The 26,011-nt window shown below is 59.6% G+C and carries 24 protein-coding genes; 10 read left to right on the forward strand and 14 right to left on the reverse strand.

Features of this window, described 5'->3' with window-relative positions; genetic code table 11:
• Positions 1 to 19: 19 nt before the first annotated feature.
• From dnaN to ACR0KW_RS16150, 6 genes are all read right to left on the reverse strand, one after another.
• Positions 20 to 1,141 (reverse strand): DNA polymerase III subunit beta, encoded by a 1,122-nt coding sequence (dnaN, locus tag ACR0KW_RS16125; protein ID WP_170327773.1) that lies wholly within the window; start codon positions 1,139 to 1,141, stop codon positions 20 to 22.
• Positions 1,142 to 1,367: 226 nt separating this feature from the next.
• Positions 1,368 to 2,765, reverse strand: coding sequence for a chromosomal replication initiator protein DnaA (gene dnaA / locus ACR0KW_RS16130; RefSeq protein WP_480805920.1), 1,398 nt, complete (start codon positions 2,763 to 2,765; stop codon positions 1,368 to 1,370).
• A gap of 559 nt (positions 2,766 to 3,324) precedes the next feature.
• Entirely contained in the window at positions 3,325 to 3,588 is a 264-nt protein-coding gene (gene rpsT, locus ACR0KW_RS16135; RefSeq protein WP_058282200.1) for a 30S ribosomal protein S20, read from the reverse strand.
• Between the two features lie 227 nt (positions 3,589 to 3,815).
• Entirely contained in the window at positions 3,816 to 4,592 is a 777-nt protein-coding gene (locus ACR0KW_RS16140; RefSeq protein ID WP_480805921.1) for an enoyl-CoA hydratase, read from the reverse strand.
• A 66-nt stretch (positions 4,593 to 4,658) separates the two neighbouring features.
• The gene (gene mutM / locus ACR0KW_RS16145; RefSeq protein ID WP_480805922.1) at positions 4,659 to 5,510 is read right to left on the reverse strand and encodes a bifunctional DNA-formamidopyrimidine glycosylase/DNA-(apurinic or apyrimidinic site) lyase; all 852 of its coding nucleotides are present in this window, start codon (positions 5,508 to 5,510) and stop codon (positions 4,659 to 4,661) included.
• Positions 5,468 to 6,160, reverse strand: coding sequence for a hypothetical protein (locus tag ACR0KW_RS16150; protein ID WP_480805923.1), 693 nt, complete (start codon positions 6,158 to 6,160; stop codon positions 5,468 to 5,470). The genes mutM and ACR0KW_RS16150 overlap by 43 nt, the downstream gene beginning before the upstream one ends.
• Positions 6,161 to 6,349: 189 nt before the next feature.
• Here ACR0KW_RS16150 and ubiE point away from each other — a divergent pair, with 189 nt between their 5' ends.
• Together ubiE and ubiB are read left to right on the forward strand one after the other, a co-directional pair.
• Entirely contained in the window at positions 6,350 to 7,102 is a 753-nt protein-coding gene (ubiE, locus tag ACR0KW_RS16155) for a bifunctional demethylmenaquinone methyltransferase/2-methoxy-6-polyprenyl-1,4-benzoquinol methylase UbiE (RefSeq protein ID WP_480805924.1), read from the forward strand.
• Between the two features lie 3 nt (positions 7,103 to 7,105).
• A complete protein-coding gene (ubiB, locus tag ACR0KW_RS16160) occupies positions 7,106 to 8,635 on the forward strand; it encodes a 2-polyprenylphenol 6-hydroxylase (RefSeq protein WP_480805925.1) in 1,530 nt (509 codons plus the stop codon).
• Between the two features lie 96 nt (positions 8,636 to 8,731).
• On the opposite strand, the gene ACR0KW_RS16165 is transcribed toward ubiB, so the two are convergent.
• Positions 8,732 to 9,907 carry an acetyl-CoA C-acyltransferase family protein gene (locus tag ACR0KW_RS16165; protein ID WP_480805926.1) on the reverse strand — a complete coding sequence of 392 codons (1,176 nt, stop codon included), beginning with the start codon at positions 9,905 to 9,907 and terminating at the stop codon, positions 8,732 to 8,734.
• Positions 9,908 to 10,024: 117 nt separating this feature from the next.
• Between ACR0KW_RS16165 and ACR0KW_RS16170 the strand changes: the two genes are divergently transcribed.
• From ACR0KW_RS16170 to ACR0KW_RS16200, 7 genes are all read left to right on the forward strand, one after another.
• Complete coding sequence (locus ACR0KW_RS16170; RefSeq protein ID WP_170327781.1) at positions 10,025 to 10,588, forward strand: helix-turn-helix domain-containing protein; 564 nt, start codon at positions 10,025 to 10,027, stop codon at positions 10,586 to 10,588.
• A 77-nt stretch (positions 10,589 to 10,665) separates the two neighbouring features.
• Positions 10,666 to 11,298, forward strand: coding sequence for a sulfotransferase family protein (locus tag ACR0KW_RS16175; protein ID WP_480805927.1), 633 nt, complete (start codon positions 10,666 to 10,668; stop codon positions 11,296 to 11,298).
• A gap of 129 nt (positions 11,299 to 11,427) precedes the next feature.
• Positions 11,428 to 12,615, forward strand: a complete 1,188-nt coding sequence (locus ACR0KW_RS16180; protein WP_480805928.1) for a glycine C-acetyltransferase — start codon at positions 11,428 to 11,430, stop codon at positions 12,613 to 12,615.
• Positions 12,612 to 13,562 (forward strand): PLP-dependent cysteine synthase family protein, encoded by a 951-nt coding sequence (locus ACR0KW_RS16185; protein ID WP_480805929.1) that lies wholly within the window; start codon positions 12,612 to 12,614, stop codon positions 13,560 to 13,562. Before ACR0KW_RS16180 ends, ACR0KW_RS16185 begins: the two co-directional genes overlap by 4 nt.
• A 19-nt stretch (positions 13,563 to 13,581) precedes the next feature.
• Positions 13,582 to 14,610 (forward strand): L-threonine 3-dehydrogenase, encoded by a 1,029-nt coding sequence (gene tdh, locus ACR0KW_RS16190; RefSeq protein ID WP_480806017.1) that lies wholly within the window; start codon positions 13,582 to 13,584, stop codon positions 14,608 to 14,610.
• A 63-nt stretch (positions 14,611 to 14,673) separates the two neighbouring features.
• Complete coding sequence (locus tag ACR0KW_RS16195) at positions 14,674 to 15,552, forward strand: tryptophan 2,3-dioxygenase (RefSeq protein WP_480805930.1); 879 nt, start codon at positions 14,674 to 14,676, stop codon at positions 15,550 to 15,552.
• Positions 15,553 to 15,555: 3 nt separating this feature from the next.
• Positions 15,556 to 16,383, forward strand: a complete 828-nt coding sequence (locus ACR0KW_RS16200) for an alpha/beta hydrolase (RefSeq protein WP_480805931.1) — start codon at positions 15,556 to 15,558, stop codon at positions 16,381 to 16,383.
• A gap of 462 nt (positions 16,384 to 16,845) precedes the next feature.
• Here ACR0KW_RS16200 and ACR0KW_RS16205 read toward each other — a convergent pair whose 3' ends face one another.
• The 7 genes from ACR0KW_RS16205 to pip all read right to left on the reverse strand — a co-directional run bounded on the left by ACR0KW_RS16205 (position 16,846) and on the right by pip (position 25,145).
• A complete protein-coding gene (locus ACR0KW_RS16205) occupies positions 16,846 to 17,376 on the reverse strand; it encodes a hypothetical protein (protein ID WP_480805932.1) in 531 nt (176 codons plus the stop codon).
• A gap of 478 nt (positions 17,377 to 17,854) precedes the next feature.
• Positions 17,855 to 20,329 (reverse strand): translation initiation factor IF-2, encoded by a 2,475-nt coding sequence (gene infB / locus ACR0KW_RS16210; protein WP_480805933.1) that lies wholly within the window; start codon positions 20,327 to 20,329, stop codon positions 17,855 to 17,857.
• An 8-nt stretch (positions 20,330 to 20,337) separates the two neighbouring features.
• Positions 20,338 to 20,961 (reverse strand): RNA-binding protein, encoded by a 624-nt coding sequence (locus ACR0KW_RS16215; RefSeq protein ID WP_170327789.1) that lies wholly within the window; start codon positions 20,959 to 20,961, stop codon positions 20,338 to 20,340.
• 23 nt (positions 20,962 to 20,984) lie between these two features.
• Complete coding sequence (gene nusA / locus ACR0KW_RS16220) at positions 20,985 to 22,601, reverse strand: transcription termination factor NusA (protein WP_170327790.1); 1,617 nt, start codon at positions 22,599 to 22,601, stop codon at positions 20,985 to 20,987.
• Positions 22,601 to 23,191: a ribosome maturation factor RimP gene (gene rimP, locus ACR0KW_RS16225; RefSeq protein WP_170334691.1), complete on the reverse strand. Its 591-nt coding sequence runs from the start codon at positions 23,189 to 23,191 to the stop codon at positions 22,601 to 22,603. Before rimP ends, nusA begins: the two co-directional genes overlap by 1 nt.
• Before the next feature lie 158 nt (positions 23,192 to 23,349).
• Positions 23,350 to 24,171, reverse strand: a complete 822-nt coding sequence (locus ACR0KW_RS16230; RefSeq protein WP_480805934.1) for an ABC transporter substrate-binding protein — start codon at positions 24,169 to 24,171, stop codon at positions 23,350 to 23,352.
• Complete coding sequence (pip, locus tag ACR0KW_RS16235; protein ID WP_480805935.1) at positions 24,168 to 25,145, reverse strand: prolyl aminopeptidase; 978 nt, start codon at positions 25,143 to 25,145, stop codon at positions 24,168 to 24,170. Before pip ends, ACR0KW_RS16230 begins: the two co-directional genes overlap by 4 nt.
• A gap of 48 nt (positions 25,146 to 25,193) precedes the next feature.
• On the opposite strand from pip, the gene ubiG reads away from it, so the two are divergent.
• Positions 25,194 to 25,940: a bifunctional 2-polyprenyl-6-hydroxyphenol methylase/3-demethylubiquinol 3-O-methyltransferase UbiG gene (gene ubiG / locus ACR0KW_RS16240; RefSeq protein WP_480805936.1), complete on the forward strand. Its 747-nt coding sequence runs from the start codon at positions 25,194 to 25,196 to the stop codon at positions 25,938 to 25,940.
• Positions 25,941 to 26,011 lie beyond the last annotated feature (71 nt).

The raw sequence follows: 26,011 nt of genomic DNA on the forward strand, positions 1-26,011 counted from the left end.
GATCACCCCGTAGGGTCGATCAGACGCGCATCGGCATGACAACGTAGACCGCGCTCTGATCATTGCCTTCGCGCATCAACGTCGGATCACCCGCCGAGTTGAACAGGAACACCGCGTTCTCACGATCGACCTGCGAGGCAATCTCCAGCAGGTATTTCGCGTTAAAGCCAATCTCCAACCGCTCATCGCCATAGGCCACGGCCAGTTCTTCCTCGGCGGCACCACTGTCGGGCGCGTTGACCGACAGAACCAGCTTGTCCGCGTCCAATTGCAACTTCACCGCGCGCGAGCGTTCGGACGAAACTGTGGCAACCCGGTCAACGGCCTGGGCGAATTCGGCGGCATCCACTTCCAGCTGGCGGGTGTTGCCCTGCGGAATCACGCGGGTGTAGTCGGGGAAGGTGCCGTCGATCACTTTCGAGGTCAGCGTGATATCGGGTGTTGCGAAACGGATTTTAGTTTCGCTGACCGAGACGGCAATGTCCATCTCGTCATCGTCCAGCAGCTTGCGCAGTTCGCCCACGGTCTTGCGCGGCACGATCACGCCCGGCATGTCTGCTGCACCATCCGGCAGGTCCGCGTCAATGCGGGCCAGACGGTGGCCATCGGTGGCCACACAGCGCAGCACCTTGCCACCTTCGGACCCGTCGGCCACGTGCATGTAGACGCCGTTCAGGTAATACCGCGTCTCTTCAGTCGAGATGGCGAATTTCGATTTGTCGAACAGCCGCCGCAGCAGCGCGGCCGAGGCCGTGAAGTTCGACTGGTATTCCGAGGATGCCATCACCGGGAAATCCTCTTTCGGCAATGTCGCCAGCGAGAAGTTTGACCGGCCCGCTTCAACTGTAAGACGGCCCGCCGCGCTGTCAGCGGTCAGGGTCACCAACGCGCCGTCCGGCAGTTTGCGCACGATCTCATGCAGGGTTGTCGCGGCCACGGTTGTCGCGCCTGCCTTTTCCACCTGTGCCGGAGCTTTATCGACCACTTCGATATCCAGGTCGGTGGCGCGGAACATGGCCTGATCGCCTTCGGCCTCGATCAGCACGTTGGCAAGTATGGGAATGGTGTTGCGACGTTCGACAACAGATTGGGCCTGGGAAACGGCCTTGAGAAGGGTGCCGCGTTCGATGCTGATCTTCATACCCTCAATTCCTCTGACTTGCGTGCCAACATGGGCGGGACTGGCACGTTAGCGGTTCCACCCTGAGGCACAAGGATTTTTTACTGTTTTCTGGGTCGGAACGCCTAATGCGTCAAGGGCCGCGTGGCCGCGCGGGCACAGTTCCTGTGCAACCGTGGGCTATAGCGCACAAAAAAGCCCCGGGCACGAAGGTCCGGGGCGTTTCCTGAGGGGCTTGAGGTAAGTCTCAGGCTTCCAGCGCGCGGCGCAGCATTTCCACGTCTTCGGCAATCTGGCCGTCGGTGGTCTTAAGCTCTTCGATGCGTTTGACACCATGCATGACCGTGGTGTGGTCACGCCCGCCGAAACGGCGGCCAATCTCGGGCAGCGAGCGGCTGGTCAGTTGCTTGCACAGATACATTGCCACCTGACGCGGGCGGGCATAGGACCGCAGGCGCTTGGGGCCGATGATGTCCGACAGACGGATGTTGTAGTAGTCCGAGACTTTGCGTTGAATCTCTTCAACGGTGATCTTGCGCTCGGACGCGCGCAGCACATCGGCCAGACAATCCTGCGTCAGCTCCATGTCGATCTCGCGCCCCACCAGTGAAGCGAAGGCGAACAGGCGCGTCAGGGCACCTTCCAACACGCGGACGTTGGTCGAGATGCGATGGGCCAGAAACTCCAGAACGCCATCGGCGATGGTCAGGTCGGGATAGGTTTTGCTGTATTGCTGCACCTTGTTCTGCAGGATGCCCAGACGCAGCTCGTAATCGGTCGGATGCAGGTCGACGACCAGACCGCATTGCAGACGCGACTTTACGCGGTCTTCCAGATCCTTGATCTCACCAGGGGCGCGGTCGGCCGAGATGATGATCTGTTTGTTCTGATCTACCAGCGCGTTGAACGTGTGAAAGAACTCTTCCTGAGTCGAATCCTTGCCGGCGATGAACTGTACGTCATCAACCATCAGCACATCAACCGAACGGAACAGGTGTTTGAAATCCATCATCCGGCGTTCGCGCAAGGCCCGCACGAAGCGGTACATGAATTGCTCCGCGGACAGGTACAGAACATTCAGTTCGGGCCGCTTGGTTTTCAGCTCCCAGGCGATTGCGTGCATCAGGTGGGTTTTACCCAGACCGACCCCGCCATAAAGGACCAGCGGGTTGAAAGTGACGGGACCACCTTCCGCGACACGGCGCGCGGCAGCATGAGCCAGTTCGTTGGGCTTGCCGACCACGAAGCTGTCAAAGGTGAACCGAGCGTCCAATGGCGCGGCCTGCAGCGATTCCAGTGCATCTCCTGCTGCCTCGGCCTGCTGCGACAGAGACTGGGGTTGAGGCGTGTCCTGCGCGACCGAGGGTGCGGATACGGGCTCTTTGGACGGGCGCACTGGTGAATTGGCGGCAACGTGAAATGCCAAACGCTGCACTGATTCCCCTGCGGTGTTCATCTCATACAGAATGAGATCCGCAAAATTCTGACTTACATAATTGCCCATGAAGTTCGTCGGCACCGAAAAAACGGCCACGCCATCCTGCAGCTCTTGGAACTCAAGAGGTTCAATCCAGGTGGTGTAGTTGTTCTTGCCGACCGCCTTGAGCAATTTGTTACGTAGTTGTCCCCATTTTTCTTGTGTCATCAAGCGCCTCACGCATCCCATTCTTTATTGGCCTGTCGGCCTTATTACCCAGTTCCGGTTACCCGGTTATTTTGCGTTCACTCGCAATAGGGTGCCCACACGCCAAACCACGTTGGTCTGGCGAGACTGTCCCTTAAACTCAGCACAGCCTGACAAGTGGACACCCGAAAAGAGGGCGCCCCACAAGCCGGGTTGCGCGTCGCAAACATATTTTTTTAGACAGGGCTCAGACCTTTGGTGACCCAAAGACCTTTAGCAGATCAACAAACGGGCAGTGTCCGTTTGCCAACATTCGTTTCGCGACCATCCTGATGCCCGTCAGTTTGATCAATGAAACAGCCTGTCCCCCCAAGCGAGTGAATCGCTGACTTAGTGGTAACAAGAGGCTAAGGCGTACGGCAACGAAACTCTGATGTTGACTCGGGTCTTTGGCCGAAAGAATCTCTCGTCTTCGTGAAGACGCGGCTTTCCGGCAACAGCATAAAAAAAGCGCCACAAATTGTGACGCTTTTGTAAACAATTCAACCGTGATTTGTTGACCTTAGGTCAACTCACAGGTTTAGCCCAGCGCTTTGACTCGGGCCGACAGGCGCGACATCTTGCGCGAGGCGGTGTTCTTGTGGAAGACACCTTTGGTGACGCCGCGCATCAGTTCGGGCTGAGCGGCACGCAGAGCTGCAGTCGCTGCGTCCTTGTCGCCGGATGCGATCGCTTCTTCGACTTTGCGCAGATAGGTGCGGATGCGCGAGCGGCGTGCTTTGTTGATTGCGAAGCGCTTGTCGTTCTGACGCGCGCGTTTTTTAGCCTGGGGCGAATTTGCCATGTGTTTCTGACCTTCGTTCGGTACGGTTATATTCAGTTACGCGTCACGGATTACCCGCACCGGATCAGAATCACGGGTGTGAGTCGGGCCAAGCGGGCCGCACGCGCATGTATAGCGGCGCTAGTTATCCAAGATTGCGTGCTTTGCCAAGCCGATTCTTTAACTGAACAGGACAGGCATGAAAAAGGCGGGCATGGCCCGCCTGATCTCGACCCAATACGCGCGCCTTACTTGTCACGGAACTGGGCGGCGCGTTTTTCCTGGAACGCGGCCATGCCTTCCTTCTGATCTTCGGTCGCGAACATGGAATGAAAGACGCGGCGTTCGAACAGCATGCCTTCGCTCAGCGTGACCTCATAGCTTCGGTTGACGGCTTCTTTGGCGGCCATCGCGCTCAGCTGGGATTTCTCGGCGATCTTTTGGGCCGCACCAATCGCTTCTTCCATCAGCTTCTTGGCCGGAACGACCCGGCTGACCAGCCCGGCACGTTCCGCTTCTTCGGCGTCCATGAAGCGACCGGTCAGGTTCATGTCCATAGCCTTGGACTTGCCGACGAAGCGGGTCAGACGCTGCGTGCCTCCAAGCCCGGCAATGACGCCCAGATTGATCTCGGGCTGACCGAACTTGGCGGTGTCGGCGGCAATGATGAAGTCGCACAGCATGGCCAGTTCGCACCCACCGCCCAGCGCATAGCCGGAAACGGCGGCAATGATCGGTTTGCGGATCGCACAGATGCGGTCATTGAAGTCGCCAAACAGATTGGACGCATAGACGTCGACAAAGCTCATCTCGGACATCTCTTTGATATCCGCGCCAGCCGCAAAGGCCTTGTCCGAGCCGGTGATTACGATGCAGCGCACCTTGTCGTTCTTGTCCGCCTCTTCCAGCGCCGAGCAAAGCTCTTGCGTGAGTTGGGCGTTCAGCGCGTTCAGTGCATCGGGTCTGTCGAGCTTGATAAGTGCGACGTGGTCTTCGATTTCGACGATGATCGTCTCAAAAGCCATGAGGTGTAAGCTTCCGGTTGTTCCGTTCAGTTACGATTCCTTATCACGCGAGGAAGCTGGATCAAGCTATCTTTGGCATTGCGCGCAATAGAAGGATGACCGACCGGACTGCGTGATTCTTTTCACGACCGCTTCGCAGCCCTCGGTGCGGCAGGGTTCGCCTTCGCGACCGTAAACGTCAAAGCTGTGCTGAAAATATCCAAGTTCTCCATCGGCTTGGCGGAAATCGCGCAGGGACGACCCACCGGCCTCGATGGCGTCCTGCAACACCTGCCGAATGATCGGGACCAGTGCCGCGACACGGGCCGCAGAAATCTGCCCGGCTTTGCGACGTGGCGACACGCCTGCGCGATAAAGTGCCTCACAGACGTAGATATTGCCCAATCCGGCAACGATTCCCTGATCCAGCAACGCCAATTTGACCGGGGTGTTCTTGCCGTGGAACGCCTCGATCAGATGTTGCTCGTGGAAATCGTTGCCCAGCGGTTCCGGCCCCAGGACCGACAACAGCTTATGCGCCTCGGCGGTGGCTGTCGGTAGCAGGTCCATCGCACCGAACCGGCGCGGGTCGTTGAAGGTGACCCGTGCGCCATTGGCCATATGAAAAACAACGTGGTCATGTTTTTCGGGCATCGGGTGTTCGTGGACGAACTGTCCCAACGGATCGCCCGACACCGTCATCCGTCCGGACATGCCCAGATGGATCAGCAAGGTTTCCCCACTGCTGAGATCGGCCAAAATGTATTTCGAGCGCCGCCGCAGCCGGTCGACCCGCTGCCCGGTCAGTCGTTCTGCCATGCGCTCGGGGAAGGGCCAGCGCAGATCGGGGCGGTTCACGTCGGCCCGTTCGATCACCACGCCCTCCATCGCCAGGGTCAGCCCACGGCGGACCGTTTCGACTTCGGGTAGCTCCGGCATGTGCTCTCCTGATTTGCCGCAAGCGCATTTTCGAACGCCTGCACCATTTCATCATGTCCGGCTACGTATCTCAGAATGCGCGCCGTCTTCCCATCTGAAAAACGCAAACGAAACATCGGACCGTTGCTGTGTTCGACCGCCACAAGCTTGCCCAGATCAAAGGAATGGCGTTGAAACAACGCCCCGGTCACAGTCAGTTCCTTTCCATCAATGGTCAACCGATATACGAAATGGTGCAACACATTGAAGGCAAGCACTGCTATCAGCGCGACCTTGAAAAGGGTGACGGGATAACTGCCGAATTCCGCCTCAAGCGCTCCCATCGCGTAAACATCGAGTTTGTAAGCGAGAGCCAGATAAACCGCCACGAGCACAAACAGAGTTTTAAAACGCAGCCCATAGGTCGTCCGATAGGTGGTTTTATTCAGTGTGTGTTCGGGTGAGTTTTGGCTGCCGCGCATGGCCGTTCTTTCGAAGCCGCGATCCCATATTGGCAGTTCCTTGCTCTGATCGCGTATGTCGTTCCATTCATTCGGACCGCGCCATTTCGCGAAATACCGGCGCCCAAAGCGGATCGCCCGGACAAACAAGACAACCAGTATGACAAACACCGACGTCTGGAACACAAGAAGCGGAGTAACCTCAATCATTTTGTCAGCAATATCCTATCACGCGGGCTGCCGTGTACGACCCGCCGCGAACATGTACCGTCAATGGGGCACATTTGTGACTTTGGAGCGCTCCAAACTGCGCCAATCTGTCCGTCCAGGCGGGGCGCGATTGTCTTCCCCGCGCTGAGGCCTATAAGGATGAGCAACACAGGCAAAGGCGTCCTTTCAATGTCCGACAGCAACGACAAGACAACACATTTCGGGTTCGAAACCGTACGCGAGGCCGACAAAGCCGGGCGCGTACAGGGCGTGTTCAACTCGGTCGCTTCGAAATACGACGTGATGAACGATGTCATGTCGATGGGCATCCACCGGGTCTGGAAAGACGCGATGATGGATTGGCTGGCCCCGCGCCCCGGTCAACGCCTGCTGGATGTGGCCGGCGGTACGGGCGATATCTCATTTCGCTTCCTCAAACGCGCGGGCTACGGCCACGCCACCGTGCTGGACCTGACCGAGCCGATGCTGGTCGAAGGCCGCCAACGCGCCGAGGCCGACCAAATGTCCGACAGTTTGAACTGGGTGGTGGGCGATGCAATGTCCCTGCCGTTCGAAGACAACACCTTCGACGTCTACACCATCTCATTCGGCATCCGGAACGTGACCCGCCCGCAAGAGGCGCTGAACGAAGCCTTCCGCGTGCTCAAACCCGGTGGCCGCCTGATGGTGCTGGAATTCAGCCAATTACCAAATGACGGGCTGCAGAAACTCTATGATCTGTACAGTTTCAATGTCATCCCGCGCATGGGCAAGCTGATCGCCAACGATTACGACAGCTATCAGTATCTGGTGGAATCGATCCGCAAATTCCCGGATCAGGAGACCTTCCTGAACATGGTCCGCACCGCCGGGTTCGAAAACGCCAAATACCGAAACCTCAGCATGGGTATCGCTGCGCTGCATTCCGGCTGGAAGATCTGATCCATGCGCGGCCCTCACAATATCATCCGCCTGATCCGCACAGGCGCCACGCTAGAGCGCACTGGCGCAATGAACGTGGTGTTGGACGCTTTCGAAGCCCCCCGTCCTTTGCGCTTTATTGCTCACGCTTTGGGCAAACCGTTCCAATGGCTGGGCTACAAGGGTGATCCTGACATGCCACCGGCCACCAGGGCGCTAACGGCGCTGGGCCCGGCCTATATCAAGTTCGGTCAGGTCCTCTCGACCCGCCCGGACGTGGTGGGCAATGACCTGGCCGCCCAGTTGCGCGTATTGCAGGATAAACTGCCGCCATTTTCCCGCACCGAGGCAATGGCCGAGGTCGAAAAAGAACTCGGCCAGTCGGTGGAGGAGGTGTTCTCGGAATTCAGCGAACCCATCGCCGCAGCCTCGATCGCACAGGTCCACAAGGCCAAGCTTACCAGCACGGGTGAGGATGTCGCCGTCAAGGTTCTGCGCCCCGGCATCGAACGCGCGTTCCGCAAGGACGTGGACGCGTTCTATTTCGCCGCCCGCATCGCACAGCTGTTCGCCCCCGGTGCGCGCCGCCTGCGCCCGATGGAAGTGATCGAACATTTCGACGGCGTCGTGCGCGGCGAGCTGGACCTGCGTCTGGAAAGCGCCGCCGCCTCGGAATACGCCGCCAACACCAAGGATGACGCCGGGTTCTGGCTGCCCCCTGTGGTCTGGTCTCTGTCGGCGCGACGGGTGATGACTCTCAGCTGGGCCGACGGGATTCCACTGGGCGAAAACGAAGCGCTTGATGCCGCAGGCCACAATCGCCGCGATCTGGCCGAACGGGTCCTGCGCCTGTTCCTGCAGCACGCGCTGCGCGATGGTTATTTTCACGCCGACATGCATCAAGGCAACCTGAAGGTCGCCGCCAACGGTGACATCATCGCCTATGACTACGGCATCATGGGCCATATCGACGAATACACCCGCCGGGTTTATGCCGAGATCCTCTTCGGCTTCATCCGCCGCGACTACAAACGCGTGGCCGAGGTGCACTTCGAGGCTGGCTATGTCCCAGCCAATCAGGATGTCGATGAATTCGCCCGCGCCCTGCGCGCAGTGGGTGAGCCGATCTTCGGTATGGACGCCTCGAATATCTCGATGGGGCGCCTGCTGAACTACCTGTTCGAGGTCACCGAACGGTTCGGGATGGAAACCCGGACCGAGTTGATCCTGCTGCAACGCACCATGGTGGTGGTCGAAGGCGTCGCACGCTCACTCGATCCACATACGAACATCTGGGAGGTCGCCCGCCCTGTGGTCGAGGACTACATCAAGCAATCCATTGGCCCCCGCGCGGCGCTGCGCGATTTCAGCAAAACCGCCTGGGTTCTGGCCCGCTTCGGCCCCCGCCTGCCGGGATTGGTCGAAAACGCCCTGATCGCCCAAACCCAGAAAGACGAGCCACAGAAATCGCCTCTGTGGTCCGCCGCCCTGCCCGCTGGTATTGGCGCCGCAGCAGGTGCCGCGCTGGTTCTTCTGCTTAACGCGCTCAGCTAGACACCGGCCCGCCTGCTTCATCTGGCTGAAAATACCTTCGGGGGGAATCGCGCCCCGCGCGATGGGGGGCAGACAGCCCCCCTGCCCGGCTTCGGCTCAGAGCCGCTCGATGGCGATGGCGATCCCCTGCCCGCCACCGATGCACATGGTGATCAGCCCTTTGGACCCACCCGTGCGCTCCAAGTCGTACAGCGCCTTCAGCGTGATGATCGCCCCGGTCGCGCCGACCGGATGCCCCAGAGCAATCGCCCCACCATTCGGGTTCACCTTCGACGCATCCAGACCAAGCTCCTGATTCACCGCCAGTGCCTGCGCCGCAAATGCCTCATTGCTTTCGATCACATCGAAATCATCCACCGACAGACCGGTCTTGTCCAGCAGGTTCCGCACCGCCGGAACCGGCCCGATGCCCATCACCTCGGGGCGTACACCAGCGTGGGCATAGCCCAGAATGCGCGCCTTGGGTTTCAGCCCGGCTTTCTCGGCCGCATCAGCCGTGGCCAGAACCATCGCCGCTGCGCCGTCATTTATGCCCGAGGCATTGCCCGCCGTCACACGACCGTCTTTCTTGAACACGGGCCGCAGACCGGCCAAAGCCTCGGCCGTGGTAGCCTTGGGGTGTTCATCGACCTTGAAGTCGACCATGTCCCGCTTGACCTTGACCTGCACCGGCGCGATCTGGCTGCCGAAATATCCGGCCTCGATGGCCGCCGCCGCACGGGTCTGGCTGGTCATCGCAAACTCGTCCATCTGCTCGCGGCTGATCTGATGCTCATCGGCGACATTCTCAGCGGTCACCCCCATGTGACCGGTGCCGAAGGGACAGTTCAGCGCCCCCAGCATCATGTCCAGCGACGTCACATCGCCCATCTTTGCGCCCCACCGCGCCTGCGGCACGATGTAGGGGCTGCGCGACATGCTTTCCGCCCCGCCTGCCACGGCAAAATCGGCGTCGCCCAGCATCAGGGACTGCACCGCCGAGACAACCGCCTGCGCACCCGATCCACACAGGCGGTTCACATTCATCGCAGGCGTTCCATTGGGAATACCTGCCTGCATCGCCGCAACGCGCGACAGGTACATGTCGCGCGGCTCGGTGTTGATCACATGACCAAACACCACATGCCCGATCTGCGCGCCCTCGACGCCCGACCGCTCCAGCGCGGCTTCGGTGGCAACGGTTGCCAGGTCGATGGGCGCGGTCGAGGCCAGCGCGCCGCCAAAGGTTCCAATTGCGGTGCGGGCACCGTCCAGCAATACGATATCGGTCATGTCAGTCTCCTCCGGGATTCGCAGGCAGTATGCACCTGCAGCAAAGACATGTCCTATGGGACGTCCCGTCACGGTTGGAATTGACATCCATCCCCGCAAAGCGCATGAAATTCCGTCATGACGGACAACACTGACGATATCCTGACACGCCTGCCCGCCCGCCTGAAAGAAGCGCGCCGGGCCAAGGGCCTGTCTCTGGAGGCCGTGGCCAATCTCAGCGGTGTGTCCCGCTCGATGGTCAGCCAGATCGAACGGGGCGAAAGTAGCCCGACCATCTCAACACTTTGGAACCTGACCCGTGCCCTGCAGGTGGATTTCGCGGGCCTGCTGGAAGAGGCCAACACCGCCGACCAGATCGAGGTACTGCGCAAGGCCGAAGTGCCCAGCATCGACAATATGGGCCAAAACTGCCGAATCCGCATTCTGTCCCCGCCCGAAGAGGCCGGCGGGCACGAGGTCTATGATATCGAATTCGACGCAGGGGGCGCGTTGACAAGCCAGCCCCATGCGCGGGGCGCCCGAGAGCAACTGACGGTGCTGGAAGGGTCAGTCCGCGTGACTTCAGGCGCGGCTTCCAACAACTTGCAGCAGGGTGACACGGCACGCTATGCCGCTGATGTGGCCCATTCAATCACGGCTGAAAGCCCCGCGCGCGTCTTCCTGATCGTCAAGAACGCATGACGGTTTCCGCCCCGTAATTGGGAAAAACTCTGATTCTGTGATAGTTTGGAGCTTTCTCAACCATTGGGGGCATCCGGATGGGGCTTGAAGTTATTGGGGCCGGTTTTGGCCGCACGGGAACCAATTCACTAAAAATCGCTTTGGAACGTCTGGGTTTTGGCCCTTGCCATCACATGTTCGAAGTTCGGGATAATCCCGATCAGTTGCCCGCATGGGAAGCCGCCGCACGGGGTGAGGCTTCGGATTGGGATACCATGTTCCAAGGCTATCGCGCGCAGGTCGACTGGCCCGGCGCAGCCTACTGGCAACAACTGGCCGCGCACTATCCCGACGCCAAAGTCATCCTGAGCGTCCGCGACCCTGACGCGTGGTTTGACAGTGTGCAGGCCACCATTGGCCCGTTCATGACAACAATGCGGGGCAAACACGATCAACCGCATTTGAATGCTATTGCCGAAATGTGCAGCAAGTTCATTGCGCAGGATATCTTTGGTGGTCAATTGAATGATCGCGACCACGCAACACGCGTGTTCGAGGCACATATCGATACAGTACGCGAAACAATCCCGGCGGGTCGGCTGCTGATCTATGAAACCGGGAGCGGTTGGGACCCTCTGTGCGCTTTTCTTGGGGTCGACACCCCTGACGAATCCTATCCGTTAACCAACTCCTCCAAAGAATTTCAGAAAAAGATAAACGATCCTAAGTAGATAGATTTATCTGACGGGGTGCGCCTCTTGTAATTCCAATATTTCGGATTTTATTCCGTAATACAGAAATTCCCGTATTCCGGAATCAATTCCGCTATGATAGATAATGCCCTGCGCAAGGAGGATTCGATGTCTCAAGATTTCCTGAACCACGTCACCGAAACGCTCAGCCAAATCCGGGCGGAAGGCCTGTACAAAAACGAACGAATGATCACCTCGCCTCAGGGCGGTGAGATTACGGTGGGCGACAAGCAGGTGATCAACCTGTGCGCCAACAACTATCTGGGTCTGGCCGATCACCCGGCGCTGATCGACGCCGCAAAGGGCGCGATGGAGCCCAAGGGCTTCGGCATGGCCTCGGTCCGGTTCATCTGCGGCACCCAGGATATTCACCGCGAACTGGAGCAGAAGCTGGCGAAATTCCTGAACAAGGACGATGCGATCCTGTTTGCCGCCTGTTTCGACGCCAATGGCGGGCTGTTTGAGCCTTTGTTAGGGCCTGAAGACGCCATCATCTCGGACAGTCTGAACCACGCTTCGATCATCGACGGGGTTCGGTTGTGCAAGGCCAAGCGCTATCGCTATCTGAACAACGACATGAATGACCTCGAAGCCTGGTTGAAGCAGGCGCGCGAGGATGGCGCGCGGCATATCATGATCGCGACAGACGGCGTGTTCTCGATGGACGGCTATCTGGCCAACCTGCCGAAGATTCGCGAGCTGGCCGACAAATACGATGCCATTGTCATGGTCGATGACTGCCACGCCACTGGCTTCATGGGGCCGAACGGCGCGGGCACACCGGATCATTTCGGCGTCGATGTGGATATTCTGACGGGAACCTTGGGCAAGGCACTTGGGGGGGCAATCGGCGGTTACATCGCCGGGCCGCAGCCAGTGATTGATCTGCTGCGGCAGCGGGCGCGGCCCTATCTGTTCTCGAACTCGCTGCCACCCTCTATCGTCGCTGCTGGTCTGGAGGCCATCCGTCTGGTCGAAGAAGGCAGCATGCTGCGCGCGCAACTGTTCGGCAACGCCAAATACTGGCGTGCGGGGCTGGAAAAGCTGGGCTTTGACCTGCTGCCCGGTGAACACCCGATCATCCCAGTGATGCTGGGTGAGGCAACGCTGGCACAAGACATGGCCGCCAAGCTGTTTGACGAGGGCGTCTATGTCTCGGGCTTCTTCTTTCCGGTCGTCCCGCGTGGGCAAGCGCGGATCAGAACACAGATGAATGCGGCTCTAACAAAGGATGAACTGGACCGCGCACTGGCCGCGTTTGGAAAAGTTGGCAAAGAACTGGGAGTGATTTCGTGATCCTGCCCTCTGTCATCGACGCAATCGGAGACACCCCGCTGGTCGACCTTTCGCGCGTTTGCCGGAAGCTTGATCTGGACGGTCGCATTCTGGCCAAGCTGGACTACCTGCTGCCGGGGTTTTCGAAAAAGGACCGGGCTGCGAAGTCCATCATCGAACTTGCGCGGGCCGATGGCACGTTGGCTCCGGGGCAGACGGTGGTTGAGCTGACCTCGGGCAATATGGGCACGGGTCTGGCGATTGTCTGCGGCATTCTGGGGCACCCCTTCGTCGCGGTCATGAGCGCCGGAAACTCGGTCGAACGCGCGCGTATGATGCAGGCCTTGGGCGCCGAGGTCGTGATCGTCCCACAAGCCGAGGGCAGCAAGCCCGGCGAAGTGTCCGGGGCCGATCTGGCATTGGTGGATGAGGCCGCACAGCACATCACCGCCGAACGCAATGCATTTCGCGCCGATCAGTTCGGTCATTCGGGCAACCCCAAAGCCCATGCCACCGGCACTGGGCCGGAAATCTGGCATCAGTCCGGCGGGTCCGTGACGGCGTTCTGTGACTTTGCGGGGTCCGGCGGTACTCTGGCCGGGGCGGCAGAATACCTGACTCCGCTGGGCGTGCGCTGCTATGCGGTCGAACCCGAAGGCGCGCGGGCCATCGCCGGAGAAGCCATCAGCAACCCCGATCACCCGATTCAGGGCGGTGGATATGCCATGGGCGATCTGGTCCACCTGAACGGAACGACTCTGGCCGGGCATCTGTCGGTTTCGGGTGACGCAGCACGGGACAGCGCGCGATTGCTGGCCCGGACCGAAGGCATTTTCGCGGGCTTCTCAGCAGGGGCCAACCTTGCTGCGGCCATCGACCTGTTACGCGGGCCTGAAAAGGGCGGCTGCGTTGCGATTGTGATGTGTGACAGCGGACTGAAATACCTGTCCACCGATTTGTGGGAGTAAACTCATGCGAGCCAACACCATGAAAGCACTTGAGAAGTCCAAGCCCGAAGAGGGCCTTTGGATGATACAGGCCCCGGTGCCCGAAATCAGCCCGGAAGAGGTTCTAATCCGCGTCAACAAGACCGGAATCTGCGGCACAGATATCCATATCTGGAACTGGGATGAGTGGGCCGCCGCGACGGTGCCGATTCCGATGATCACCGGGCACGAATTCGCCGGAGAGATCGTCGAACTTGGGCGCAACGTCACAGGGCTTGAGATTGGTCAACGCTGTTCCGGCGAAGGCCACCTGATCACCACCGACAGCCGTCAGAGCCGCGCGGGCAAGTTCCATCTGGACCCGGGCACGCGCGGGATTGGCGTGAACGAACAGGGGGCTTTTGCGCAATATCTGAAATTGCCTGCCTTCAACGTGGTGCCTCTGCCGGATGATGTCCCGGATGAGATCGGAGCGATCCTGGATCCGCTGGGCAACGCCGTGCACACCGCCCTCAGCTTCGATCTGCTGGGCGAGGATGTTCTGATCACCGGCGCAGGCCCCATCGGAATCATGGCTGCTGCCGTCGCGCGCCACGCAGGCGCACGGCACGTGGTGATCACCGATATCAACCCGGATCGCCTGAAACTGGCCGAGCGTGTGGTGCCGACCGTCCGCACTGTCGATGTCTCCAAAGAAGAGTTGCAGGATGTCATCACCGAACTGGGCATGAAAGAAGGCTTCGATGTGGGCCTCGAAATGTCCGGTTCCCAAATCGCGCTGGACCAGATGGTCGAGGCGCTGGTGATGGGTGGCAAGATCGCCCTGCTGGGTATTCCACCCGGAAAATCTCCGGTCGACTGGTCCCGCATCGTGTTCAAGGCCATCACAATCAAGGGCGTCTATGGACGCGAGATGTTCGAGACCTGGTACAAGATGATTGCCATGTTGCAGAACGGTCTGGACGTCAGCCGGGTGATCACGCACGAGATGAAGGTCGACGATTTCGCCGAAGGCTTTGCCGCAATGAAATCGGGTCGATCGGGCAAGGTGGTGCTTGACTGGACCTAACGCTCTGGCACCGTGCGGGTTTTGATCCTAAACAGGGAAAAACCCGCGCGTTTGGAGGAGCACATGGGCGATAAAGACAGGTATCTGGAACGCGGGATCGAGGACTCGCTGGTCACGGATTTCGCGCAGACTCATCGCAAGAGCTATGGCGATTTCCTGCAGCTCAAGACCTTGCTGAACCTGCAAAAAACCTTTCAGGACCCCGCCCAACCCGATGAGATGCTGTTCATCATCATCCATCAGGTCAGCGAGCTGTGGCTGAAACTGATGCACCACCAACTGGTCGAGACACGCCACTTCCTGCAACAGGATGCGTTTGGCCCGGCGATGAAGAACCTTGACCGGGTGAAGGCGATCCAGCGGCAGTTGATCGCGGCATGGGAAACCCTGCTGACCATGACACCCGCAGATTACATGACCTTCCGACAGGCATTGGGGAGCTCTTCGGGGTTCCAAAGTTACGGCTATCGTCAGATCGAATTCATTCTGGGCAACAAAGATGCCTCGACCTTGAAAGTGCATGAACATGACCCCGAAGTCATGGAGATACTGAACGCAGCTTTGACCAAGCCGTCGCTCTATGACGAGGTTCTGTTCATGCTGGAGCGTCAGGGGTTCGACGTCCCGCAGGGCCTGCTGGATCGCGACTATGCGCAGCCCTATTCCGGCGACGCGCGCGTGGTCAAAATCTGGGTACAGGTCTATCGCGACACCGACCGGTATTGGGACCTCTATGCGCTGGCGGAAAAGCTGATGGATGTGGAATCCCTGTTCCAGCGCTGGCGCTTCGATCACGTCACGGCGGTGGAACGGGTGATCGGCAACCAGCCCGGCACAGGCGGCTCCAGCGGCGTAGCGTTCCTGCGCAAGGCCTTGGATTTGCGGTTCTTCCACGATCTCTACGACATGCGCACCGAACTGATGTATACCGAGCAGGAGTAGGCGATGCTGTACCGGGGTTTCACGCAGGAGGAACTGGATCAAGAGTACTCACCCCGGTCGATGATCGGCGGTGATCTCACCCCCTATATCGACAGCTATGCCGCTCTCAGCGCACAGCACCGGGCACAGATGAAGGTGAAAGGGAACCTGGCCTATGGCGACAGCCCGACTCAGGTGCTGGATTTCTTTCCCGCCAAAGGCGCAGGCGCGCCGCTGCATGTGTTTATCCACGGCGGTTATTGGCAGGCCCTCAGCCAGCGCGAGTCGGCGATGATGGCCCCGGCGCTGGTCGAGGCCGAGCAGTCCTTTGCCACCCTCAACTACACGCTCGCCCCGGATGCGCGTATCGGAGACATGATCGAGGAATGTCGCAACGCCCTGCTCTGGTTGGCGGAGAACGCAATTAACCTGGGGTTCGATCCCTCCCGCGTCACCCTGTCCGGCCACAGTGCTGGTGCGCATCTGGTCAGCATGGTCATGGCGGAGTCGGCCGATGCGCTGGCCCGCGCCGGGATGCGGGTGCGCGATGTGATCCTGATCAGCGGCGTCTACGATCTGGAGCCAATCGGCCTGACGCCGATCAACGATCCGCTGCAACTGACGCCGGTCGAAATTCAAGACCTGTCCCCAATCCGGCACTTGCCTGCCCCTGGCCCGCGCTATCATGTCACTGTGGCTGAGCGGGACACGCCCGAGTTCATCCGCCAAAGCCGGGACTATGCCGAGTTGCTGCGTAAAGGTGGGCACGCCGTCAGTTTCGACCTTAAAAAAGGCATGCAGCATTTCGATATCATCATGCATCCGGGGACGTTTTTGCCCGCATCTCGGTAGTCATGATTGCTGGGCAGCAGACAAATCTGGCTCTACATCGCAAAGCTGAATAAACCGCCACGAACCGGACGTTTTTTGCTGAGACATGAATGTCCGATTCTAGCCGAAATGAGACCTTCGCCTCAGGAGGGCCTTTGAATGCAAAACTTATTTGATCATGCGCGTGGCCCATCCTATTCGGGTCGTTTTCGGCATGGTGTATGTGTTTGCAGATATTTGACGTGTTACAATTCCCTGTTCGGCAACTTAATAGTACCGGAAGGGTTGTAATATTAGCTTCGGCGGTTGATTGGCATTCTTTCAGGCAACCAGCCGCAAACAAATTTAACAATCAAGAAAACTACAGCGCAGTAACTCAAGTCGAGCAGCCTTGCCCGCTAGCAGCAATATTCTTGTTGCCACTATTGTCCAATCTACAATTAGGCCGCTGACAATGGCGCACACTCTATCTGACAAACGATATTATTTGTCAGGAGCAATCTTTACCATGATATGCGCGTAGGGTGTGTCCTTCCACATTACGTAAACCGGGTCGTTTGGGTCCGTCGACAAACCGTCTAGCATTGCCTTGTCCGGCACGATGATCATCAGATGCGGGCCTTCCTTTATCCAATCGTCGCTGGCGCCAGGATCGTCGGCATAGGGATCGCTGTTGCTGACCCCGATGGCGGTTCCTTCGCCCGCGAGCATATAGGACACGCTGAATTTATCGGGCGAAAAATCCTCCTTGTTCATCAATGCAGCGATCAGTGCATCCCAAGTGGCGTCATTACACATAGGCCCGATCGATTCCTGTTGCGGATAACATGTATAACCGTTCGTCCCGTCACGAAGGACCGTGCCGTCCGGGGCCTTGATGGTTGCGTCCGACGCCACCACTGGAGGGGCTGCGCTTTCAGCGCTGGCGATCATTGCGGCAGTATCGGCAAGGAGCATCGGGGCACCTGCAAGCAGGGTTAGGCATGTATAGAAAAAAACAAATGTTGTTCTCATATTAACCTCCTGATTCAAGCATTTACGAATGGATCGGGCTTTCACGCAAACCTGCAAGAATGAACATTCAGCCAATGAAGAAATAGCTACAAAATCACTTTCCGAAGGAACACGCTCGGCCAGCCTCGATTCGAAAGCGTTCAGTTTTCGCAGTATACCATATATCCAGTATTTGCGGTGGTCTGATGGCCCCTCATGCTGAGCATGTCAGTAATATTGACATGTTATGTTGGGGGGGAGAACTGATCCTTGGCATTCTACTGGTCAGCCCGAACTGAATGCGCAGCTTGAAGGACAGCTAAGTCCGCATAGCCGACATTGAGTCAGGTTAACTTGGGGTTTGGGCCAGGATTGTATGCTGCGCGGTACTGACTGGATTCAGAAGTTACCGGACGCGGCATCGATGGAACACGGAGTACCACAAAACAAAAAAGCGGCCCCAATGGGCCGCTGATTTGTATTTCAGTGCAGAACCAAATCAGTCAAGCGTGCGGGTAACTTCTTCGCGTTCGAAGATCTCGATCACGTCGCCTGCGCGGATATCGTCGTAGTTTTCGAACGCCATACCGCATTCCTGACCCGACTGAACCTCGGCCACTTCGTCCTTGAAGCGCTTGAGAGTTTTCAGCGTGCCTTCGTGGATCACCACGTTGTCGCGCAGCAGGCGGACACCTGCGGAACGGCGGGCAACGCCTTCGGTAACCAGACAGCCAGCAACCTTGCCAACACCAGTGACCTTGAAGACTTCGCGGATCTCGGCGTAACCGATGAACTTCTCGCGGATCTCGGCGCTCAGCAGGCCGGATGCGGCCGCTTTCACGTCGTCCACAAGGTCATAGATCACCGAGTAATAGCGGATCTCGACACCTTTCTGGTTCGCGGTGTTCCGTGCCGATGCGTTGGCACGGACGTTAAAGCCCATGATCGGTGCGCCCGACGCTTCGGCCAGACCGACATCCGTCTCGGTGATCGCACCCACGCCTGAGTGCAGCACACGCACGCGCACTTCGTCGTTGCCAATCTTTTCCATCGCCTGAACGATAGCCTCGGCAGAACCCTGCACGTCGGCTTTGACGAGGATCGGCAGCTCGGCCACATTCTCGTCTTCCTTGGCCTTCTGCATCAGCTGCTCAAGGGTGGTCGCGGCACCGGCGGCGGCGCGTTTGTCCTTGGCGGCTTGCTCGCGGTATTCGGCGATTTCACGGGCCTGCGCTTCGGTCTCGGTCACGTTCAGAACGTCACCAGCCTCGGGCGTACCATTGAGACCCAGAACCTCAACCGGAACCGAGGGACCGGCTTCCTGAACACGCTCGCCCTTGTCGTTGATCAGCGCACGGACCTTACCGTATTGCTCACCCACAACGAAGATGTCGCCCTGATGCAGCGTGCCGTTCTGAACCAGAACGGTGGCCACGGGACCACGGCCCACATCCAGCTGCGCCTCGATCACGGCACCCTGGGCGGCGCGATTCGGGTTAGCTTTCAGTTCCAGAATTTCGGATTGCAGTGCGATGGCTTCCAGCAGTTCGTCCAGACCCTGACCGGTGATGGCGGACACTTCGACGTCCTGAACCTCACCCGACATTTTCTCGACGATCACTTCATGCTGCAGCAGATCGGTACGCACCTTGTCCGGGTTCGCGCCCGGCTTGTCGACCTTGTTGATCGCCACGATCATCGGCACTTCAGCCGCTTTGGCGTGGTTGATCGCCTCGATCGTCTGCGGCATCACCGCGTCATCCGCAGCAACAACCAGAACCACGATATCCGTGACCTGAGCCCCGCGCGAACGCATCGAGGTAAAGGCCGCGTGGCCCGGCGTATCCAGGAATGTCAGCGTGGTGCCGCCATCAGTTTTCACCTGATAGGCGCCGATATGCTGGGTGATGCCACCGGCCTCACCAGCCACAACCCGCGCGTCGCGGATCGCATCCAGCAGCGAGGTCTTACCGTGGTCAACGTGACCCATGATGGTAATGACCGGCGGACGCGGCTGCAGATCTTCTTCGCTGTCTTCGACCTCTTTGATGACGTCTTCAACATCCGAATCGGATACGCGGGTGACCTTGTGGCCAAATTCTTCGATGATCAGCTCAGCGGTGTCGGCGTCGATGGTCTGGTTCTGCGTGACCATCATGCCCATCTGCATCAGCGATTTGACAACGTCAGCCACACGCTCGGCCATACGGTTGGCCAGTTCCGAGACCACGATCGCCTCGGGCAGCTGAACGTCGCGGATTACCTTTTCCCGCTCGACCGGGCCGCCCATGGCTTTCTGACGCGCACGCTCCTGCTTGCGCTTCATCGACGCCATCGAGCGTTGGCGGTTGCCTTCGCCACCGGTGGCCTGACCCAATGTCAGCTTGCCGGAACGGCGGTTGTCGTCACGGCCTTTGCCACGGCCACGCTGTTCGCGTTCACGTTCCTGCTTGCGCGGAGCTGCGGCAGGCGCCGGCTTGCTGGCAGGGGCGCGGGCGGCTTTGGGCTCTGCGGGGGCCGGGGCGGCTGCGGCGCGTTTGGCAGCTTCTTCTGCCTCTTTGCGCTTGCGCTCTTCCTCTTCAGCCTTGGCCTTTGCACGTTCTTCAGCTTCACGCTGTTCGCGTTCCTTGGCTTCCTGCTCGGCACGACGACGGGCGCGTTCTTCTTCACGCGCCTTTTCGGCGGCCTCGCGGGCTGCGGCCTCTTCGGCCTCGCGCGCTTTGGCGGCCTGCAATGCCTTCATCCGGCGGGCCATTTCCGCGTCGGAAATCCCGGCAGGGCGGCGCGACGGATCACCCGAGGGCGTTGCTCCGCCACCCGGCTTGCCGGCGCCCGGCTTGGGAACCACCACGCGCTTGCGTTTGGTTTCCACCACGACATTCTTGGTACGTCCGTGGCTGAAACTCTGTTTCACATTTCCGGGGCGTGCCCCGCCACGAAGACCTAATGTCTTTTTGCCGTCATTATCGCTCATAAAGCTTCTTACCCTTCCGCGCGGCCCCTGCCGCCGTCATCCGTTTCGCGCAAGCCACGCAGGCGCTGCGCTTCCTCTACAACACGTTTGGCGAGTCCACCAGAGGCCAAGGCCGCATGAATCACCGTTTGGCGCCCAAATGCCTGTCCCAACTCGTCCGCAGTGAGCCATCCGATGTATTTTCCGAAGTGCGGCGTGCTAAGTTTCGACTTGCCGCGCCCCGATCCATCAGAGGCCTGAATCAGTACCTGGGCCTCTTCCCGGTCCAGCCACGTCTTGACTTTTTCATACCCGGCGACCGCGTCACCGGACTTGCGCGCCAGGCTGAGAAGTTCAACCACGCGACGCGCAACCTGCTTTTCGACCTCATCGGTCAGGTCCTTAGGCACGTTCACCTGCGCCTTGAACCCGCGGGCGAACAGCTTCTTGCCCACGGCCTTGTCCAGCGCAGCGCGGTCCGCCGCCACATAGACCCCACGTCCCGGCAATTTCGCCGCGACATCCGGATAGACCTGACCGTCCGGCCCCGTCACAAAGCGGATCAGCCCATATTTAGGCTGAACCTCGCCCGTGGCGATGCACTTACGCTCAGGTCCTTCAGACCGATCCTTATGGACGCCACCGCGACCCATGTGCGCCACCCGAGGCCCTGAAATCAGGCCTCGGCCTCCTCTTCGGCAACATCGCCTTCTTCTTCGGCTTCTTGCTCCAGCTCAGCCGGATCAACCCAACCCAGCATGATGCGGGCGGTCATGACCAGATCCTGCGCCTCTTCAAGCGTCACGCCGAAGGGCTCCAGTACACCATCATCCTTGATACGTTCGCCATCGACCGTGGTCCAGCCACCGGCCAGCTCCCAGTCGGCGCAGGTGGCAAAGTCTTCCAGCGTTTTCACGTCGTCCTTGGCCAGCGCCTCTACCATCTGGGGTGTCAGGCCTTCGAATTCAATAAGGCTGTCCTCGGCACCCAAGCTGCGGGCGCTGTCCAGCGCCGCTTTGGCCTGTGCTTCCAGGAATTCGCGGGCGCGGGTCTGCAGCTCTTGCGCGGTGCCTTCGTCGACGCCGTCAATCACCAGCAGCTCGTCGAGCTCGACATAGGCGACTTCTTCGAGGTTGGTGAAGCCTTCCGACACCAGCAGCTGCGCAAAGAACTCATCCAGATCCAGACTGTCCATGAACAGCTTGGTGCGGGCTTCGAATTCTTTCTGACGACGCGCCGATTCTTCGGCTTCGGTCATGATGTCGATGTCCAGACCGGTCAGCTGGCTGGCCAAACGTACGTTCTGACCGCGGCGACCAATGGCCAGCGAAAGCTGCTCCTCCGGAACCACGACTTCGATCTTGCCGGCTTCTTCATCCAGAACCACCTTGGAAACCTCGGCGGGCTGCAACGCGTTCACCAGGAAGGTCGGCTGGTCTTCGTTCCACGGGATGATGTCGATCTTTTCACCCTGCAATTCGTTCACAACGGCCTGCACGCGGCTGCCGCGCATACCAACGCAGGCACCGACAGGGTCAATCGAGCCATCATAAGAAATCACAGCGATCTTCGCGCGCGAGCCGGGGTCACGGGCCACGGCCTTGACCTCGATGATGCCGTCATAGATTTCCGGAACTTCCATCTTGAACAGCTCGGCCATGAATTCCGGAGCGGTGCGCGACAGGAAGATCTGGTGGCCACGCACTTCGCGGCGGACTTCCTTGATGTACGCGCGCACGCGGTCGTTCGGGCGATAGCTTTCGCGGCCGATCTTGTCGTTGCGGCGCAGAACGGCCTCGGCACCGCCCAGATCGACGATGACATTGCCGAACTCTTCGCGCTTAACCGCACCGTTGATGATGGTACCGGCACGATCTTTGAATTCTTCGTACTGACGATCACGCTCTGCTTCGCGGACCTTTTGCAGGATGACCTGCTTGGCAGATTGGGCTGCAATCCGGCCCATCTCAACCGGCGGCACTTCTTCCACGAAGACGTCGCCAACCTCGGGCGATTCCATGTACTGTTTCGCCTGCTCAACGGTCATCTCGGCCTGATAGTTCTCAAGCTCATCATCTTCGACCACGGTACGAACGCGCGTGAAGGTCGCCTTACCGGTCTTGCGGTCGATCGAGACACGAATGTCCATCTCGGCGCCGTAGCGGCTCTTGGCGGCACGGGCGAGCGATTCCTCCATCGCTTCGACAACCAGACCGGGGTCGATCATCTTTTCGCGGGCCACGGCCTCGGCGGTCTGCAGCAGCTCCAGCTGGTTGGCTGAGGTGATTGCCATCAGTTCGTCTCCTCTTCGGACCCTTCGGTCTCAATCTCGTCGAAAGCGTTTTCGTTCAGGGCACCTGCGTCCTTGCGCTGGCGCAGCATTTCCTTGATCAGGTCATCTGTCAGGACCAGCTTGGCGTCGCTCAGCCAGTCGAATTGCAGACCGATGGTGATGGTCTCGGCCCCTTCGGGGATGTTGATCAAAACCTCATCCCCTTCGATCCCGGCCAATTCACCTTTGAACCGGCGGCGGCCGTCGATCAGCTCGGCGGTCTCGATCTTGGCCTCATACCCTTCGAATGTCTCAAAATCCTTGAGACGGGTCAGAGGGCGGTCGATGCCAGGGCTGGACACCTCAAGCGTATACGCGTCGAGGATCGGGTCCTCGACATCCAGCGTGGCGCTGACGGCGTTTGAAATCTCAGCGCAGTCATCCACTTCGATACCGCCATCAGGCTTGTCGGCCATGATCTGCAGCGTGGTCTGCTTGCCGCTCATCAGGCGGATGCGGACGAGTTCGTACCCCAGATCCTCGATCACGGGGGTGATGATCTCGGCCAGTCGCCGGTCAATGGCAGCTTTGGCAATAAGGTCGTTTGTCATCAGGTTCTCTACCCTTCAGCCGGGCACAAAAAAACGGGCGCGCGGCCCGTCGAAATTTCCGGTGGAGCCCCGGACCGAAGCCCGACACGCCGCTGTTGAAACTGCATATACGCAGGGTTTGCCGAAACTGCAACCCCCGGTGGGTTTCGTGAACGGATTTACGCCCGCCACCACCGTTCGGCAATGCGTCCGTCGTCCAGCGTGTGCCTTGCCGCGATCTGACGCGGCATACCCACATGCGGGGCCACGGCCAGCGCCACATCCGATTCGCTGGGGTGGTATCGTAGACCGCGCTGGCCTTTCAGATCATTGCCTTCGGGCAGGGCCGCCACGTCTACGTAGCCGTCCCGCAACGCCTCGGCCCGGACGCGGGCATCGGGAATGACAATGATCTCGAAGGTGTCGGCCCACCCAGCGGCGCCGTCCTTGTAATGCCCGGCAACCTTGTGACCCAGGAAATGGCGATCATCCTCGGCCCGTTCGACACGATAACAACCGGTGCCATTGGCCGCGTGCAGAGGCGTCACGCCCTGACCCTCGCGCGTGATGACAAAGCGGCTGTCGGCCAGCAGGAAAGGCAGGCCCGGGTTGGCCTCGGCCAGTTCCAGCCGCACCGAGTCGGATGTCAGCGCCTCGGCCCGTCCGACCTCGCGCAGCACCGAGACCACGTCGGCCACATTCAGCGCCGCGCCATCGTGGAACGCCACGTCGCTGCGCAGGTCAAAACGCCAGACGCGCGCGTCGGCATCGGTCTGCCAGCCAGTCGCCAGTTCACCGCGCAGGGTGCCGTCGGGCGCAATCTCGGTCAGAGTGTCGAACACGGCCCCGCGGGCCACCTGTTCCAGACTGTCGTCGCGCGGTACCGCAAGGCGCAGCGTGCCGCCTTTCTTGGGCGTATCCGCCAACGAGGCCCCCGTCGCCGCCAGCAACGCAGCGGCAGCACCTGAGGCAAACAATGCACGGCGGTCAATCCGGGTCATGCCCCCCCCTCAGCCACACGGTCCATGATCCGGACCAGTTCGGCGCTGATACCGGGTTCGGACAAGGCGTGACCTGCGTTGCGCACCATCCTCAGGTCCGCGTTGGGCCAGCGTTCCGCCAAATTCCAGGCGGCCTGCGGTGGGCAAATCATGTCATAGCGCCCCTGCACGATATGGCCGGGTATATGGGCGATCTTCTCGACCTGATCCAGAATCTGCCCGTCTTTCTCAAGGAAAGCGCCGTTGGTGAAATAGTGATTCTCAAGCCGCGCAAAGGCGCGTGCATATTCGCCGGGGCTTTCCCCTGTCGCGCCATTGGTGTGAATCGACGCCAGCGCATTTTCCCATGCCGACCACGCCCGCGCATACAGAATCTCGGTTGAGCGATCCCCCGAGAACAGGCGTTTGTTGTAGGCCCCGATGGTGTCGGACAGCTCTTCCTCGGTCAGCAGAGCGGTGAATTTCGCCCACGGTTCGGGCCAGAACTTGCCCGCACCGCCGCCATAGAACCAATCCAGCTCGGCCTTGGTGGCCAGAAACACGCCGCGCAGCACCAGTCGGTTCACCCGGTCAGGATGGGTTTGCGCATAGACCAGCGCAAGGGTCGCGCCCCAGCTGCCACCGAACACCGTCCAATCCTCGACATCCAGCAAGGTCCGCAACCGCTCGATATCAGCGACCAGATGCCACGTCGTGTTGTCGGTCACCGAAGCATGGGGCCGCGACCGGCCACAGCCGCGCTGATCGAACAGAATCACCCGAAAGACGGCCGGATCGAAATAACGCCGCATCGCCGGGCTGCAGCCGCCACCCGGCCCACCGTGCAGGATCACCACTGGTTTGCCGTTGGGATTGCCGCATTGTTCCATATAGATACGGTGCCCGTCGCCCACATCGACCATGCGCTGATCGAAAGGATCGATCGGCGGGTACAGATATTGAACTGCGCGCTTTTGGTCCGGGTACTTGTCCATTATGGCCCTATATAGTCCTTAAACGTAAAAGAGCATACGGAGACAGGAATGCAAGCGCATCCGAACACGGTGGACCCTTCCGAGATCGCAAAATTCGAAGCGATGGCGGCCGAGTGGTGGGACCCTCATGGGAAATTCAAGCCCCTGCACATGCTGAATCCGTGCCGTCTGGACTATATCACACAACAGATTGCAGGCGAATTCGACCGTGATCTGAAGGCCCCGCGCCCGTTCGAGGGCCTGCGCCTGCTGGATATTGGCTGCGGTGGTGGGTTGCTGAGCGAACCGATGGCGCGCCTTGGGGCCACGGTGGTCGGCGCCGATGCTGCCGAGGGCAACTTGCCCGTCGCCCGCATCCATGCCGAGCAATCGGGGCTGGAAATCGACTACCGCCACACCACCGCCGAGGACATGGCCGCCGCGGGCGAGCAATTCGACGTAGTTCTGAACATGGAGGTGGTCGAACACGTCGCCGACCCCGCGGGATTTTTGACTGCGTCGCAGCACTTGCTGAAACCGGGCGGTCTGCTGATCTGCTCGACCATCAACCGCAACCCGAAATCCTATGCGATGGCCATTTTCGGGGCCGAGGTCGTCATGCGCTGGCTGCCGCGCGGCACGCATGAGTGGAACAAATTCATCACCCCCGATGAGTTGTTCGACCTGCTGCGTCAGGCCGGGATGGAGCCGGTGGACCGCAAGGGGTTCGTGTTCAACCCGATCCTGTGGAGCTGGTCGATCTCGGACCGGGATTTGAGCGTGAATTATGTTACGGCGAGTGTGAAGCCGGGGTAGGATGGGTTTTTAACCTATCATTACGACGACAAGCCAGACGCTATGGGTGCAAGCACCCGTCCTACGCTTAC

The organism is Ruegeria sp. CG11 (genome assembly GCF_056537245.1).

Excerpts from the sequence above, each read along its gene's own strand:
- dnaN (WP_170327773.1), bottom strand. The coding sequence starts at position 1,141 with ATGAAGATCAGCATCGAACGCGGCACCCTTCTCAAGGCCGTTTCCCAG.
- dnaA (WP_480805920.1), bottom strand. The coding sequence starts at position 2,765 with ATGACACAAGAAAAATGGGGACAACTACGTAACAAATTGCTCAAGGCG.
- rpsT (WP_058282200.1), bottom strand. The coding sequence starts at position 3,588 with ATGGCAAATTCGCCCCAGGCTAAAAAACGCGCGCGTCAGAACGACAAG.
- ACR0KW_RS16140 (WP_480805921.1), bottom strand. The coding sequence starts at position 4,592 with ATGGCTTTTGAGACGATCATCGTCGAAATCGAAGACCACGTCGCACTT.
- mutM (WP_480805922.1), bottom strand. The coding sequence starts at position 5,510 with ATGCCGGAGCTACCCGAAGTCGAAACGGTCCGCCGTGGGCTGACCCTG.
- ACR0KW_RS16150 (WP_480805923.1), bottom strand. The coding sequence starts at position 6,160 with ATGATTGAGGTTACTCCGCTTCTTGTGTTCCAGACGTCGGTGTTTGTC.
- ubiE (WP_480805924.1), top strand. The coding sequence starts at position 6,350 with ATGTCCGACAGCAACGACAAGACAACACATTTCGGGTTCGAAACCGTA.
- ubiB (WP_480805925.1), top strand. The coding sequence starts at position 7,106 with ATGCGCGGCCCTCACAATATCATCCGCCTGATCCGCACAGGCGCCACG.
- ACR0KW_RS16165 (WP_480805926.1), bottom strand. The coding sequence starts at position 9,907 with ATGACCGATATCGTATTGCTGGACGGTGCCCGCACCGCAATTGGAACC.
- ACR0KW_RS16170 (WP_170327781.1), top strand. The coding sequence starts at position 10,025 with ATGACGGACAACACTGACGATATCCTGACACGCCTGCCCGCCCGCCTG.
- ACR0KW_RS16175 (WP_480805927.1), top strand. The coding sequence starts at position 10,666 with ATGGGGCTTGAAGTTATTGGGGCCGGTTTTGGCCGCACGGGAACCAAT.
- ACR0KW_RS16180 (WP_480805928.1), top strand. The coding sequence starts at position 11,428 with ATGTCTCAAGATTTCCTGAACCACGTCACCGAAACGCTCAGCCAAATC.
- tdh (WP_480806017.1), top strand. The coding sequence starts at position 13,582 with ATGAAAGCACTTGAGAAGTCCAAGCCCGAAGAGGGCCTTTGGATGATA.
- ACR0KW_RS16195 (WP_480805930.1), top strand. The coding sequence starts at position 14,674 with ATGGGCGATAAAGACAGGTATCTGGAACGCGGGATCGAGGACTCGCTG.
- ACR0KW_RS16200 (WP_480805931.1), top strand. The coding sequence starts at position 15,556 with ATGCTGTACCGGGGTTTCACGCAGGAGGAACTGGATCAAGAGTACTCA.
- ACR0KW_RS16205 (WP_480805932.1), bottom strand. The coding sequence starts at position 17,376 with ATGAGAACAACATTTGTTTTTTTCTATACATGCCTAACCCTGCTTGCA.
- infB (WP_480805933.1), bottom strand. The coding sequence starts at position 20,329 with ATGAGCGATAATGACGGCAAAAAGACATTAGGTCTTCGTGGCGGGGCA.
- ACR0KW_RS16215 (WP_170327789.1), bottom strand. The coding sequence starts at position 20,961 with ATGGGTCGCGGTGGCGTCCATAAGGATCGGTCTGAAGGACCTGAGCGT.
- nusA (WP_170327790.1), bottom strand. The coding sequence starts at position 22,601 with ATGGCAATCACCTCAGCCAACCAGCTGGAGCTGCTGCAGACCGCCGAG.
- rimP (WP_170334691.1), bottom strand. The coding sequence starts at position 23,191 with ATGACAAACGACCTTATTGCCAAAGCTGCCATTGACCGGCGACTGGCC.
- ACR0KW_RS16230 (WP_480805934.1), bottom strand. The coding sequence starts at position 24,171 with ATGACCCGGATTGACCGCCGTGCATTGTTTGCCTCAGGTGCTGCCGCT.
- pip (WP_480805935.1), bottom strand. The coding sequence starts at position 25,145 with ATGGACAAGTACCCGGACCAAAAGCGCGCAGTTCAATATCTGTACCCG.
- ubiG (WP_480805936.1), top strand. The coding sequence starts at position 25,194 with ATGCAAGCGCATCCGAACACGGTGGACCCTTCCGAGATCGCAAAATTC.